Genomic DNA, 13,591 nt, shown 5'->3' on the forward strand with positions numbered 1-13,591 from the left:
AAACTTGTTCGTTTTTTAGCGGCCAGGTTCCATCGGCTTTCACAGACAGATGTCCTTTTTCAGCAGACTCCCTCCAAGACTCGAAACGTCATTTCGTCAGTTCCCTCAGGTTGCAAAGACTGCCACAGCGCTTGCAGTTAGCGCAGGAGTGCTAATGCTTGCAGGTTGTGGCGGTGAAACAACCGATGATGGCAGCACGTCGTCCGTGACCGCCAACTCCCCCTCAGTCGACGCAGTCGCGAACGCGGCTACGGATGCGTATAGCAACGGCGTCGTGCCTACCGACAATGGTTCGCCGCCGGTTCAAGCGAACGGTCAGCCTTATAGCCGCGCCGTGGTGCAACGGGCGGGACAAGGCGACTGAATCGGTTTCGCGACGATGCATACGACGCCTGCATATGCAGTGCAAGAGCAATCGCAATGTGATGTCAACGACAGTTGATATCACGTTTGACATATCTGCGTTACGAATGCCATCGCTTCAGCAACTGATGTTCATCGGCACACGTAACTTCAACGTTCTCGGACCATCCCCAGTCAGTAGCAACTTATAGCTAAGCCATGAAACTAAGACTCTTCTCCTTATTCGCCGTTTTAGCCCTGTTGTGCGGGCAATCGATGTCAGCGTTCTCCCAGACAAGTTCGGCCCAGCAACTAGCAGCGCTGCAGCCGCCGCCCACCGGAAGCGGAAACGACCGTTTTGCAATGGACGTGAACTGCAATCTCTGGAGTGCGAATCAGACGGCGCTCAGCGAATGCTCAAAGGACCTGGATCTGATTGCCGGATTGGGCGTCGGTACGGTTCGCCTCGGCGCTTCGTGGGACTTCATGACGCTGGCCGACGGCAGCACACTGGACCCCAACAAAGTGGCTTTCCTGAAGTCGCTTCTGAACGCCGCACGCACGCGCGGCATGAAGATTCTTTTCCAGGTGGGCATGTACGCGCCGTCTAGCGCATACCAATGCTCGGCCACCCGGAATCCGCCGAGCGCATCGTCACCGCGGCTCGACTTCTGCGACGCGACGTTCACGAAGTATCTCGGCTCGCTCATGGACGTCGTTCTGCCCTTTACGGCTGACATCGAACTGTTCAATGAGACCAACTGGTCGTTCTCCGCTTCGGACCCGTCTTACGGCGATCCGAACGGTATCTCCGGATACATTCTGAATCGCAGCAAGACGCTCTATTCGGAAACCAAGCAGATCCTGAACACGAAAAGCCAGTCGGGCTACAAAACGGTTCTGCACACTCAGGGCATTTCGTACTTCTACAACTCGGCGTACCCGAATAACGGCTGGAAACCGCCCGCAGGAAACGAGCTGATCCAGGCGACCGACTACATCAAGGCAATGGGTAACAACACGAAGAGTGCTTCCAGCCCGTTGAACACCACGATCGACGTCGTCGACGTTCACCCGTACTTCAGCAGCGCCGACTACGACATGCTGGTGCAGGCATTCATGACCACGGTGTCCAACCTCTCCAGCAGTGGCGCAAAGCCGATCTGGCTGACCGAGACCAACAATGGCACCAGCGGTACGGACGCTGGACAAACGGCCGCATTCAACCAGTTGAAGGTCCTGATGAACAACGGTTCGGTGGCAAAGGCGTTCTGGTATGTCGTGCGTAACGGCGATCCGAGCAATGGCGAAGGCGACGGCTATTCGATTTACGACTACAACCGTAACCTGATTCGTCCGCAGCTGGCAGCCGCGATTCAGGCCTACACGGCGAGCATTCCGCGTTCGCAACGCTTCCTGTCGGGCTCTTATCTGACTGCGATCAAGTAAGCCTGCCTGCTGTAACCCATGAATGAACGGAGCGCCGGCTATGGCGGTCTGTTCTCTTTGCCTTGTTGACGTCGGTTCGTTGCTTGGTGGTTTGGACGAGGTAATACGGGCGACTATTTGGTCGCCCCTGAACAATTCGCTTCACGTGCCGCCGGCGTCACGCCGGCACGTCAGCGGCAATGCAGCAGTTGAACAGGCGCCGAGCGCGCCTTTGAGCCAGTTGCGATCAAGTTTTCCCTCTGTCTTCATGTGACCGATGGCCGGCTCGATTGCGCCGCGTCGTTTGTTCATTGCGCGTAGTCCGCGTGTGATACCCCGGCGCAAGCCCGGGTGGAAGATCTTCACGCCGTCGACAGTGACACCCTTGTAACCACGATCCACGATTGCCACCTCGGGCTTCGCGTCACTCAGGATCGCGCCCTGTTCCAGCGCTTCAGCCAGCGTATGACCGTCATACGGATTGCCCGGCATCGAGCGCATGCGAACGACCAGTCCTTCCTTGTGGGTCGTCGTGATCGACAACCTTCACGCCGAATTCGTAGGGTGTGCGGGCTTTGCCCTTGGCCAGGCACTCGACTTCCGGCGCATGCAGCGCGTAAAGCTTGTTCCTGTCTTTCGGCTTCTGCGCCAGGATGCGCTTCGTGCGTCCAATCAACTCCGTTAATGCAGCACGGCCTGACTCTGCCACCTGGGCGACCGTCGCTCCACGTCACGCATCACCCGCCCAACGCGCGAGCGTAGCGTGCGCAACGCTTTCCTCATGCGTTTGTACTGCTTCGCGTGAGCGTAGCGGCCAATCTGCAGCCCCAGACGCGGCGCCTCTCGGTTGTAGTTCTGCCGCAGCTTCAGGCCATGCCGTGCCGCTGCCTTCGACCCTTGCGCGACACGAATCTTTCGCTCATCGACACACTCAGCCGATCCCAGTTGATCAGATCGGCCAGACGCACCAGCCGGTGCTTCAGATTGATCTGCTCGCGCAGAAGGTATGAGAAGCCCAGGGGTTGGTTTCCAGACATTCGCGCCTCTTGAACGGAGTCGATGCGTACGCTGCGGCCGACCTTGCTTTTCTGATGCCGTGAATTTTCACGCTAATGGTGCTTATCGGCGATCACTGGAAGAATAATCCATTAAGCATGAGGCAGTATTTTTTACTCAATTTGCTTGTGTAAAAAATCAGAAAAAACATGCTTGATTTTTCACATTTGTTAAGACAATATCCATTCGCCGGACATTGCGCCGAACCACCGTTAAATGCGATTGATTTCAGCAGCTTATCTCGCTGTGTCCCGTCGTGTCTGCCGCATTGTCGCCGTCATATAAACGTCAATTCGTCATGCATTTTCAAATGCAGGGGGACCTATGTCTGTCGAGAAAATTATCTTTCGCTTACCCAACTCGCTTAAAGTACAAGTCGAATCGCACATTTTTGAAGTCGGTCGTAAAAGCGTAATATTGGTCAATGGCGCTTTAGCAACAACGGCATCGTTCGGACAGACAATCAAGTATCTCGGTGAGCGATACAACGTCATTTGCTTCGACTTGCCGTATGCGGGGCAATCAAAGCAGCACAATCGGGCCGGATCCCTCCTGACGAAAGAGGACGAAGTCGAAATCCTGCTGCGCCTGATTCAACACTTCGAACCCCGCTTCCTGTATTCCGTGTCATGGGGAGGACTCGCGTCATTGCTCGCGCTGGCGCGGCAGCCTGCTTCTATCGAGCGGGCGGTAATCGGCTCCTTCTCACCGTTTCTCAACGATGCGATGGTCGCCTATGTGACGCAAGCGAGGCATCTGCTCGATACGGGCGAGAATCTGCAAGCCGCGCAACTGCTGAACGACACCGTGGGCAAACATCTGCCGCGCATACTGAAACTCCTGAATTACCGCTATCTGACGAGCCTGCCGAAGGAAGAGCAAAGCCAGGTCGCCTTTCACGTCGAGCAGATACTGACGTTAAGGCCCGAAACCTATCTGGATCAGTTGGCGAACATTCGCTGCCGGGTCAAGTTCATCAACGGCGAGCTCGACGAATACACCACTGCGCACGACATTCGCACCATGGCGCGCTATGTCCGTCACGCGCATTTCGCGACCGCACCGAACACCGGGCATTTCCTTGAACTCGAAGGACGGGCGCAGGCCTCCACGATGCGCGAAGAGATTCTCGGCTTCTTCGGCGTCAACCAGGAGTTCGATCGTTCACGGCTCGACGCGCTGTCGTCCGCGGCAGAAGCGCAAACGTTTGCTCACTCGGGACTGAACGTCGAATTCGGGAGCGGAAAATGACGATCTATCACACGCTTGCCGTTCTCGGCCCATGGGCCGTCTGGGTCGCCTACTGGATGAAAGCATCGTCCGGTGTGAAGAAAACCCTAAGACGCGAGGATCGACTTTCACGCACGCTTCAGTCGATCCCGCTGATCGTCGGCTGCGCGCTGGTTGTGTTGCCGGACGGCGTCACCGTCTCGAGTCCGGCGGCTGCTCAATTCGATTTGCAGCAATGGATCGGCCTCGCGATCGTCGTGGCCGGTCTCGCTTTCTCAGTGTGGGGCCGTCGCCATCTCGGGCCTAACTGGAGCGTGTCGGTCACGCTGAAAGCCGACCACGAACTCGTCCGCAGTGGCCCTTACGCGCTCGTGCGTCATCCGATCTACTCAGGTTGCCTGCTGGCGATTGCCGGCGCCGCGCTCGTCAACGAACAATGGCGCGGCGTGATCGGCTTCATACTGATCTTCGCTTCGCTCGCGTATAAGGTGCGCGTCGAGGAACAGTGGTTATCCGAGCATTTCGGTACGCCGTACCGTGCCTATCGCGAGGAGGTACGGGCGCTCGTGCCGTGGCTCTATTGAGGAGCCACGAGCAAACCATGGCACAAATCGTCATTACTGCAATCGGCTCGGCAGGCGACGTTCATCCGTTCATCGGCATTGCGCGAACGCTGGCAGAACGCGGACATCGGATCGTGTTCTGCACGCATCCGCAGTTCGCCGCGCTCGCGGCACAACACGGCTTCGCGTTCGTGCCGATCGGAACGTGGGACGAGTATGCGCGGGCGATTGCAAGCCCGGCGCTGTGGAATCCGCGGACCTCGTTTCGCACGCTATGGACCGTCATCGCGCCGACCATCCGTCCTCACTTCGATGCGCTCGCCGCGATAGCGACCTCCGACACCATACTGGTCGGCTCGCTGTGGGCGTTCGCCGCGCGTCTGATGCAAGAGGTTCATGGCACGCCCTACGTATCGGTCCAGGTGTCGCCTTCGACGCTGCTTTCCGCAAGCGCTCCTCCCACGCACAAGCGTCTGACCGTGCCGATGTGGCTGCCGCTACGCGTCAGGGCAAAGTGCATGGAAATGATCGAAAAAGGCGTGCTCGACAAGGCGTGCGGACCTGCTCTGAACGACGTCCGGGAAAAGCTTGGGCTTGCGCCCGCGAACCGTATACTCGGTGAGTGGCTGCACTCGCCCGACGGCGTGCTGTGTCTGTTCCCGGACTGGTTTGCCCCTGCTCAACCCGACTGGCCGCGCAATCATTTCATGGCGGGCTTTCCCCTCTTCAACGATGTAGCGCCGAACGCCTTCGACGACGAACTGCGCGCCTACATCGCCGCGGGCGAACGTCCGGTCGTGTTCACGCCAGGCTCCTCGCTGATCGACGAGCGGACCTATTTGAGCGCCGTCGACGAAGCCGTGCGCCGCACGGGTGCCCGCGCGATCGTGCTCGCCGGCACCGCCGCAGCGCGGGCGCTCGCGCGCCGCGACGTGCTGGTGCGCGACTTCGTACCCTTGCGAATGCTGCTGCCGCACTGCGCAGCCATGGTCCATCACGGCGGCATCGGCACGGCGGCACTCGCATACGCGGCAGGCATTCCACAGGTCGTCACCCCGTTCGCGCACGACCAGTTCGACAATGCGCAGCGCGTGGCGAAAAGCGGCTGCGGCCTTCGCATCGACAGTCCCGCAAGCGGCAAGGCACAGGCCTCGGCACTCGTGCGCGTCACCACGGACGAGCTCGTGACAGCCCGTTGCTCGATCGTCAAACGGCTCATCGATGCGGCGCCCGACGCCTGCGAGGCGGCCGCGCGATATATCGAACGCTGCGCAGATCAGCGCGGCGACCTCAGCATCCGTTCGGTCGCCTGAACGGCTTCGGGAAATATCGTCCACATGAGTACTTCAAGCGGCATGGTCATACAGGACGTCGGCGGCCGCGACGCGCCGCCACTGCGCGGCGCGTGGCTCGCGTTGCTGACCTTCGCGCTCTCGCTCGCCACCTTCATCGAGGTGCTCGACTCGACGGTCACGAACGTCGCCGTGCCGTCCATCGCCGGCAGCCTCGCCGTGTCGAATTCCCAGGCGACGTGGGTCATCAGTTCCTATTCGGTCGCGGCGGCTATCGCGGTTCCGCTGACGGGATGGCTGTCACAGAGGATTGGCGAAGCACGCCTTTTCGTCTGGTCAGTGCTGCTGTTCACGCTGACGTCGCTGCTGTGCGGCATCGCCGGCAACCTGGAACTGCTCGTTCTATGCCGCGCCATGCAGGGACTCTGTTCAGGTCCGATGGTGCCGCTGTCGCAGGCCATCCTGTTGCGCTCGTTTCCGCCGCACAAGCGGGTGCTCGCGCTTGCACTGTGGGCAATGACGGTTCTGCTCGCGCCGATCTTCGGTCCGGTGCTTGGTGGCTGGATCATCGATCAATTCTCCTGGCCGTGGATCTTCTTCATCAATCTGCCGATCGGCCTGTTCGCCTTCGCGGCCTGCGCCGCGCTATTGCCGCGCGAGCGTCCGGATACCCGGCAGCCGCCGATCGACATGATGGGTATCGTGCTGCTCGTCGTCGGCGTGGGCGCACTACAGGCTGTGCTCGACCTCGGGCGCGACCACGGCTGGTTCGACTCGCCGCTGATCGTTGCGCTGTCGTTGATCGCCGCGCTCGCGCTGGTTTGCCTGTTGATCTGGGAGTCGGCTGAACCTTTTCCCGTCATCGACCTCGACCTGTTTCGCGACCGCACTTTCTCTTTCGGCGTCGCGATCATTTGTCTCGGGATGGTGAGCTTTTCGGTGATCGGCGTCATCTTTCCGCTGTGGCTGCAAACCGTGATGGGCTACTCCGCGTTTCAGGCCGGACTGAGCGTTGCGCCGCTCGGCATCCTCGCCCTCGTCTTTTCCATGCTGATAGGGATTTTTCTGGACCGGTTCGATGCCCGCGTCGTGACATCGTTCGGCTTTCTCGTGTTTTTCGCGGTGCTGGCATGGGACGCGCACTTCACGCTGACGATGTCTTTCTGGCAAATCGTCACGCCGACGTTTATTCAAGGTATCGGCCTGCCTTGCTTTTTCATTCCGCTGAGCGCAGCGATTCTGTCGCGCATTCCCAACGAGAAGCTCGCTGCCGCATCGGGCCTGTCGAACTTCCTGCGCACGCTGTCCGCCGCGCTCGGCACCGCCCTCAGCGTGACCTGGTGGGACAACCGCGCGGCACATCACTACGGCACACTCGCGCAATCTGTCACGCAGGCATCCGAGGGCACCGGCCTTTTCACGCGGTCGCTGCAAACGCTCGGATTCGGCGCCAACCCATTAGCGGCCATCCGCGATGTCGTTCAACAACAGGCGTACATGATGGCGACCAACGACCTGTTTTACGTGGCGAGCCTCGTGTGCCTCGCGCTCGCGGCGCTGATGTGGGCCACCAAACCCTGGCGCGGCGTATCGGCCCAGCGCGCCGGACATTAATACTCCTGACAGGGTGACGATCATGAGCCAGACGATCTCCTCTTCCGGCGCTGCGGCCAGCGCCGGTTACGCAGTGCCGCTGCTCGGTGCGCTGGTGGTGTTGCACCGCCCAACTTCGGAGCACCTGACTCATCTGCTGGAACTCTGCGCGCACGGCACGCCGTTGCTGGTCGTCGATAATTCGCCGGCGGCCTCCGGCGCGTTGGCTGATGCGCTGAACGCGCACGGCGCGGAGTATCTGTGCAACGCGAATCGTGGCGGCATTGCCGGTGCTTATAACCGGGGCCTTGCGCGGATGTTCGAACGCGGCCTCGGCGCCGTCGCGCTATTGGATCAGGATTCGCAGGTGAGCACCGATTACTTCCGGTTGATGCTCGAGTCATGCAAGGCGCTCGGCCCACGAGCTTTCGCGATCGGACCGCGCATTTACGACGAGAACGTCAGGCACTTCCTGCCGCAGATGGTTAGCAACGGCTTTTCGATCCGCACGCTGGTGTTCGAAGCGGACGCATCCTTGCAGCCGTGCTCCTTTCTGCTGTCCTCCGGTTGCGTGATCTCGCGCCTCGCGTACGAGCGCCTCGGTGCGTTCGCGGAAGCGCTGTTCATCGATCACGTCGACACCGAATATTCATTGCGCGCACTGCTGCGCGGCGTCCAGTTCTATGTCGAGCCGCGGCTCACGCTGTTACATCGCATCGGCCACAAACGGCAACATCGTCTCGGCCCGGTGCGCATCACGTCGATGAATCACCCGGCTTTTCGACGCTATTACATGGCGCGTAACGGCATGCACCTGTGCGTTCAATATGTCCCGTCCCTGCCGGTCGCGCTCGTGCCCAATTTCATCACGCTGCTGCAAGTCTTCCAGGTGCTGCTGTTCGAGTCCGGCAAGCTGGCGAAACTCTCCAGTATCGGTTGCGGGATCGTCGACGGCCTTCTCGGCCGGCTCGGTCCGCTCGAAACGGCGCGCCCGCGGCTTGCGGCGCGCCTCCAACACGGCTGACCGATGACGACCGATTCTTGCCGCATCGGCTTCGCACGAAAGCGCCTATGGACGGCGTTCGTGTCCACCGCTTCGCTATGCGCGCTGTGCGCAGTCGCGGGTTGCGCGGACAACAGCTCTTACCATCCGCTTGCGATGCATTCGCCGGGCCCCGAGGCGCTCGCGCGGACCGCGCAGGATGCGCAGACCGCAAACGGCGCATGGCCGCAAGCGCAATGGTTCGAGTCGTTTCACGACAAGCAGCTCGATGCATTGATCGCCGAGGCGTGCGCCGGCAATCCGGACATCCAGGCCGTCGGCGCGCGTCTGGCCGAGGCGCAATCGCAACTCGACCAGTTCGCTTCGGGCACGGGACTCACGGGCGGCGTCGCGGCCGCGGCATACAAAGCGCGCATGCCCGCCATCAACGGCGCGGCGGACGTGAATGTGGCGGGCACCACGGTTCCCATCAATCTCTTCAGCGATCCGTGGGTCTCGCCCGCGAGCGTTATCGCCGGTGCGAACTACGACCTGGATCTGTGGGGCAGGAACCGTGCCGTGACCCAGGAGCTCGTGTCCGCACGCGACGCTGCGCATGTCGAAGAACAGCAGGCCCGCCTGATCATCACCACGTCGCTGGTCACGCTATACGGCCGTCTTGCCGACGAATACGCAAAGCGGGATCTTGTTGCGGCGAAGCGGCAACAAGCGGACCAACTCGATGAGATCCGGCGCACGCGCGAGGCAAGGGGAATCGACAGCACCTACGCCGCGCAGCAGGCACGTATCGAGCAGGCCACGCTGCGCATGCAATTGCAGACGACCGACGACGCGATCACGCAAACGCAATTGCAGATCGGCGTCCTGACTGGCGAGGGACCGGAACGCGGCCTCGCATTGCGGCGCCCCACGCTTGCCAACGCCGACGCCGCTACTATCTCCGTGCCCGCGAATCTGCCATTCGACCTGCTCGGCCGGCGCCCGGACGTCGTCGCCGCAAAGTTGCGCGTGCAGGCCGCGACCGCAAAAATCGCGGCAACGCGCGCGGCGTTCTATCCGAACATCAATCTGTCCGCGGCGGGCGGCGTGGCCTCCCTTAGCCTCGGCTCGCTGTTTTCGAGCGCGTCGCTCTTCTTCGCATTGGGCCCTGCCGTTTCGTTGCCGGTCTTCGAACGCTCGCGGCTGCGCTCACAACTGCATGGCGACTACGCGCAAGCCGACGAAATGATCGCGCTGTACAACAAGACGCTTGACGGCGCGCTGGCCGAGGTCGCCCATTCCATCGCGACAATGCGCAACGTCACCGCACTCATCGACGCACAGACACAGATAGCCGCGGCGCGCGACAGGATGCTCACCGTCGCCACCGAACGGCAACGCCGTGGCCTCGTCCAGCAGGCGGACGTGCTGGCGCTGCGTGACATGCGGCTCGATGATCAGTTGCGTCTGCTCGAACTCAACGGGCAACGACGCGATGCTCGTATCGCGTTGATCCGGGCGCTCGGCGGTGGGTTCGATGCGACCGCAAGCAGCCCCTCGGCCGCTTCGCCGGCCAGCCGCGCGAATCAGGGGTCGCACGAAAACATCAGCGATAGCCGCCGCGATCGCCGCTCTTCTTTCCTTCCCTCCTCCAGCCAGGCCTCATGAGTACAGAAAATCTGCTTGGCGAACGCGTGCCGATGACGGAGCGCGATACAACGAAGGTCAGCCGCCGGAACCGCCGGCTCGCGCTGCTGTTCGGCGTCGTGTCGGTGGCGGCGGTTGCGGCGGGCGTGCACTGGTTCGTCTCTGGGCGTTACGTCGAGGAAACGGACAATGCGTATATCAGCGGCAACGTGGTGCCGATCGCCGCGCGGATTGCAGGCACGGCGCGCGAAGTGCTGGTCGGCAATACGCAGTACGTCAAGGCCGGTCAACCACTTGTCCGGCTCGACGACACCGAGGCGCGCATCGCGCTGCAAGAGGCCGAGGGACAGTTGATCCGCGCGGTGAGGCAGGCGCGCAGCGCCAGATTCTCCAACGCCATGTACCGGGCTGCCGTCGACGCGCGCGCCGCGGAGCTCGCGCTTGCCGAACAGAGCCTGAAAGCGCGCTCGGGCGCAACGGTGGAAGTGGTCTCCGCGGAAGAGTATGCACGAGCCGAGGAAGCGGTGAAAGTTGCGCGGGCCAATCTTGCATCGGCCCGCAGTCAGCTTGCCAGCGGACTCGCCGCGAGCGGCTCGGGCCGAATCGAAGACGACCCGGCCGTGATGCAGGCCGTACAGCAAGTGGAGCTTGCGTATGTCCGAAACGCGCGAACGACACTCGTTGCGCCGGTCGAAGGCGCCGTTGCCCTGCGTTCGGTGCAAATCGGCCAGCCGGTTGCGGCCGGCGCACAGCTGATGACGGTCGTGCCCGTCAAGCAGTTGTGGATCGAGGCCAACTTCAAGGAAGGACAAGTCCGCAACCTGCGTATCGGCCAGCCAGTTTCCGCGGTCGCCGACCTCTACGGATCGAACGTGGTATTTCATGGCCGGGTTGGCGGACTGTCACCGGGAACCGGCAGCGCCTTTTCCATGTTGCCGCCGCAGAACGCGGCCGGCAACTGGATCAAGGTCGTTCAGCGCGTGCCCGTCATCATTTCGCTGAACCCCGAGGAACTGGCCGCGCATCCGTTGCGAGTCGGCCTCTCGATGACAGTGTCGGTCGATACGCATCAACGCGACGGAGCGCTAAGCACCAGCGCCACCGCGCGGGCGGATGCAAACGCGGCACCAGCGCCTGACGATGACATGACGCGCGCGGAGACCATCGCGAGAAAGTTGATCGGGAAGAGCGATAGCTTGGGCTCCCATGACGCCGGTGAGGATTGAGTTCGACAGCGCAGAGGGGCGGAAGCCCTTATTGTTTGGAATACGGTCCTCTCGACTGATCAAACGCGGGATCCGCTAAGGTCGGATGATGTGAGATGGAATGGCGCGTGTGCGCCGGCTGGTTCGAGACCTTATACGACGAGTGCGGATGGGACTGGTTGGGCGGCGACCCGTACCTCCAGGCCGGCGCGCCGCCTTCCAGCTTACTATTACATGCGCGTCAAGATGTCACGCAAGTGAACCCCGAAGTTGTGCCGCGCCTCACTTAGCGGCGAATACCGACACCCCGCCGTTGACGAACCCGTTTGCCGCGCAACTCGGACACCCCGCCGGCGCTGTCGCTGAAGAGTATGGAACGAAGATGAGCCCGCTCGCCGGGTCGATCGCAACCGAATGCGCGTTATTGCCCGCGTTCAGGCGGGTAACGACACTGCGATTGCCGGCATCGACGATAGTCAACACAGGCGTGCATGGAGATGCCGTCGAGCAGGCGCCGTTCGTCGACGCATTGCCAGAAGACGTCCACCGGCTCGCTGCGTTGTAGTAGCGATTGGTGGACGGATCATATTCGAGTTGATCGCCGCCGCCTGCGTTCAGGGACGCCAGAAGCGCGCCGTTCGAACGGTCAAAAATCTGCATGAGCAAGGGCGCGCCAGTCGTCCCTTCCCTGCACCCGACCGCGATATCGTTTCCGGGTCCGAGTGCCAGCCCAGTAGGATCACAATTGCCTTCGGGGTACATCGCGACGCCCGCAAGGGTCGCGTAGTTCTGCGTGCCACCCTTCGGTATCGCGCGAATGGACGCCCCAGGCAATTTCACCAGTTCGCCATGAGGATTCGCCGTGCTTCCGTCGACGTTCACATAGAAGTTGTCGCTGGCGGAATCGTACCGGCAGGCTTCGAGGCCCGCGGTGGGCTTGCCTGCGCTGTCGGTGAACGTCACTTTGGCGACGACGGTCTGCGTGGCCGTGTTGATGAAGGTGGCGAACGGCGGCGTCTCTTCCGGGCTCGATATCATAAAGATGCCGTGCGTGGGATCCAGACAACCTTCATCCGCGCGCAGGCCCGTCGTGCTCACCGTGATTTTGCTTGTCACGACGCCAGCAGCGGGATCGACCACCTTCACGGAGTTCACGTCGCCCACGTAGATGAGGTCGCCGACAGGGGTCGCGCCGTCCGGACCGGCCTGTGAATTCGGCCCCGGGCCAAGCCCCGTGAACGCGAGCGGGCCGCTTCCCTTGATGGACTTGACGAAGGTCTTCGACAGTATGTCGATTTGATCCAGAGATGCGTTATTCCTGTCGGTGAAATAGTATTGGCTACCCGAAACGGTGCCGATATCGAATGAGAAGTTGACGCCTGCCGCGATGTTTGGGATGGCGATGTCCGATACATGATGCGGTCCGCTAGTGTTGAGATGATCCCCACCACCACAACCTGCAATCGCGATAGCCGCAGAAGTCGCCAATGCATTCGTCCACACGTATCTCCGCATCGTACACCTCCCATCATCGTCGTCGGAATAGACCTGGCTCAAGCGCGTGCCGGAAGAAAGGGACGCTGCTATAGCTTAGGCATTTCGTTAAACAGCGGTCCTTATCGTTTTCCCAGGTAGTAGATGTCGTGCTTCAGATTTCCATAAGATTTAACGGAGGAATGTCAGCTTATGCAAGGAGCTATCCTCGTACCATCGTGGTTGTTCATCCCTCGCGGAGCACGGACAGAGTGCGCTACCAGCAGCAAGCGCTGTACCCGGCCGATCCGTTATGGCTTTCGCGCCGGCACGTTGCCGGAAGCGCCTCGATTGTCTGGCTGTGGCTGGCCCCCTGGACGGCCTGCCCCACGATCCTGGCGCGCACTGTTGTCGCTCGAAGCGTTCTTCTTCGTCGGCGCGCTCTCCGACGCTATACGATTTAAGGTTTGCAACTGCAGCAGCTTTAAAGCCCGGTCGTTTGTTCCCGCGTTGCCCGTACCGGCCAGGCTGCATCCGCATACCAGGCCAACCGCCAGGGTCCATCTGATCATAGTCATCGTCCTCTCCATCGGTCCAACAGTGGAGGCGCTCAATACGTGCGGTTCGATGCCTGTTCCGGCCGGAATGCTGCAGGTGCGGCATGACCTTCCAGGCAAATATCTCACCGCGGGGCTACCTAAAGTTACCTGCCGTGGCCGCCATGTCCACCGTGCTCGCCGTGGCCACTGAAGCCGACACCGACACCACTTTCACCTCCTA

At 61.2% G+C, this 13,591-nt stretch carries 10 protein-coding genes and 1 pseudogene; 8 read left to right on the forward strand and 3 right to left on the reverse strand.

The window, feature by feature from the left end; all coding sequences use genetic code 11:
* Window positions 1-705: 705 nt before the first annotated feature.
* Window positions 706-1,791 carry a glycosyl hydrolase gene (locus tag OKW43_RS41920; RefSeq protein ID WP_429454686.1) on the forward strand — a complete coding sequence of 362 codons (1,086 nt, stop codon included), beginning with the start codon at window positions 706-708 and terminating at the stop codon, window positions 1,789-1,791.
* A 177-nt stretch (window positions 1,792-1,968) separates the two neighbouring features.
* Here the strand turns inward: OKW43_RS41920 and OKW43_RS41925 are convergent.
* Window positions 1,969-2,661 (reverse strand): annotated as a pseudogene (locus OKW43_RS41925) (transposase); the annotation flags it as partial.
* Window positions 2,637-2,807 (reverse strand): hypothetical protein, encoded by a 171-nt coding sequence (locus tag OKW43_RS41930; protein ID WP_429454687.1) that lies wholly within the window; start codon window positions 2,805-2,807, stop codon window positions 2,637-2,639. The gene OKW43_RS41930 and the pseudogene OKW43_RS41925, both read right to left, overlap by 25 nt.
* 343 nt (window positions 2,808-3,150) lie before the next feature.
* Between OKW43_RS41930 and OKW43_RS41935 the strand changes: the two genes are divergently transcribed.
* Genes OKW43_RS41935 through OKW43_RS41965 form a run of 7 tightly spaced genes read left to right on the forward strand, consistent with a single transcriptional unit; the run spans window position 3,151 to window position 11,359 of the window.
* Window positions 3,151-4,077: an alpha/beta fold hydrolase gene (locus OKW43_RS41935; protein ID WP_429454688.1), complete on the forward strand. Its 927-nt coding sequence runs from the start codon at window positions 3,151-3,153 to the stop codon at window positions 4,075-4,077.
* A complete protein-coding gene (locus tag OKW43_RS41940) occupies window positions 4,074-4,640 on the forward strand; it encodes a methyltransferase family protein (RefSeq protein WP_429454689.1) in 567 nt (188 codons plus the stop codon). Before OKW43_RS41935 ends, OKW43_RS41940 begins: the two co-directional genes overlap by 4 nt.
* A 17-nt stretch (window positions 4,641-4,657) precedes the next feature.
* A complete protein-coding gene (locus tag OKW43_RS41945) occupies window positions 4,658-5,932 on the forward strand; it encodes a glycosyltransferase (RefSeq protein ID WP_429454690.1) in 1,275 nt (424 codons plus the stop codon).
* Between the two features lie 24 nt (window positions 5,933-5,956).
* The gene (locus tag OKW43_RS41950; protein ID WP_429454691.1) at window positions 5,957-7,525 is read left to right on the forward strand and encodes a DHA2 family efflux MFS transporter permease subunit; all 1,569 of its coding nucleotides are present in this window, start codon (window positions 5,957-5,959) and stop codon (window positions 7,523-7,525) included.
* A 22-nt stretch (window positions 7,526-7,547) separates the two neighbouring features.
* Window positions 7,548-8,528 carry a glycosyltransferase family 2 protein gene (locus tag OKW43_RS41955; protein ID WP_429454692.1) on the forward strand — a complete coding sequence of 327 codons (981 nt, stop codon included), beginning with the start codon at window positions 7,548-7,550 and terminating at the stop codon, window positions 8,526-8,528.
* Window positions 8,529-8,531: 3 nt separating this feature from the next.
* Entirely contained in the window at window positions 8,532-10,154 is a 1,623-nt protein-coding gene (locus OKW43_RS41960) for an efflux transporter outer membrane subunit (RefSeq protein WP_429454693.1), read from the forward strand.
* Window positions 10,151-11,359 (forward strand): HlyD family efflux transporter periplasmic adaptor subunit, encoded by a 1,209-nt coding sequence (locus OKW43_RS41965; protein ID WP_429454694.1) that lies wholly within the window; start codon window positions 10,151-10,153, stop codon window positions 11,357-11,359. The genes OKW43_RS41960 and OKW43_RS41965 overlap by 4 nt, the downstream gene beginning before the upstream one ends.
* A gap of 261 nt (window positions 11,360-11,620) precedes the next feature.
* Here the strand turns inward: OKW43_RS41965 and OKW43_RS41970 are convergent, their stop codons facing one another.
* On the reverse strand, window positions 11,621-12,841 hold the full coding sequence (locus OKW43_RS41970) for a YncE family protein (protein ID WP_429454695.1): 1,221 nt from the start codon (window positions 12,839-12,841) through the stop codon (window positions 11,621-11,623).
* Window positions 12,842-13,591 lie beyond the last annotated feature (750 nt).

It is taken from the genome of Paraburkholderia sp. WC7.3g (assembly GCF_050436345.1).
Taxonomy (GTDB): Bacteria; Pseudomonadota; Gammaproteobacteria; order Burkholderiales; family Burkholderiaceae; genus Paraburkholderia; species Paraburkholderia podalyriae.

What these genes read in the sequence shown, in the direction of transcription:
- OKW43_RS41920 (WP_429454686.1), top strand. Translation starts at nt 706, where the DNA reads ATGGACGTGAACTGCAATCTCTGGAGTGCGAATCAGACGGCGCTCAGC.
- OKW43_RS41955 (WP_429454692.1), top strand. Translation starts at nt 7,548, where the DNA reads ATGAGCCAGACGATCTCCTCTTCCGGCGCTGCGGCCAGCGCCGGTTAC.
- OKW43_RS41965 (WP_429454694.1), top strand. Translation starts at nt 10,151, where the DNA reads ATGAGTACAGAAAATCTGCTTGGCGAACGCGTGCCGATGACGGAGCGC.
- OKW43_RS41940 (WP_429454689.1), top strand. Translation starts at nt 4,074, where the DNA reads ATGACGATCTATCACACGCTTGCCGTTCTCGGCCCATGGGCCGTCTGG.
- OKW43_RS41935 (WP_429454688.1), top strand. Translation starts at nt 3,151, where the DNA reads ATGTCTGTCGAGAAAATTATCTTTCGCTTACCCAACTCGCTTAAAGTA.
- OKW43_RS41950 (WP_429454691.1), top strand. Translation starts at nt 5,957, where the DNA reads ATGAGTACTTCAAGCGGCATGGTCATACAGGACGTCGGCGGCCGCGAC.
- OKW43_RS41945 (WP_429454690.1), top strand. Translation starts at nt 4,658, where the DNA reads ATGGCACAAATCGTCATTACTGCAATCGGCTCGGCAGGCGACGTTCAT.
- OKW43_RS41930 (WP_429454687.1), bottom strand. Translation starts at nt 2,807, where the DNA reads ATGTCTGGAAACCAACCCCTGGGCTTCTCATACCTTCTGCGCGAGCAG.
- OKW43_RS41960 (WP_429454693.1), top strand. Translation starts at nt 8,532, where the DNA reads ATGACGACCGATTCTTGCCGCATCGGCTTCGCACGAAAGCGCCTATGG.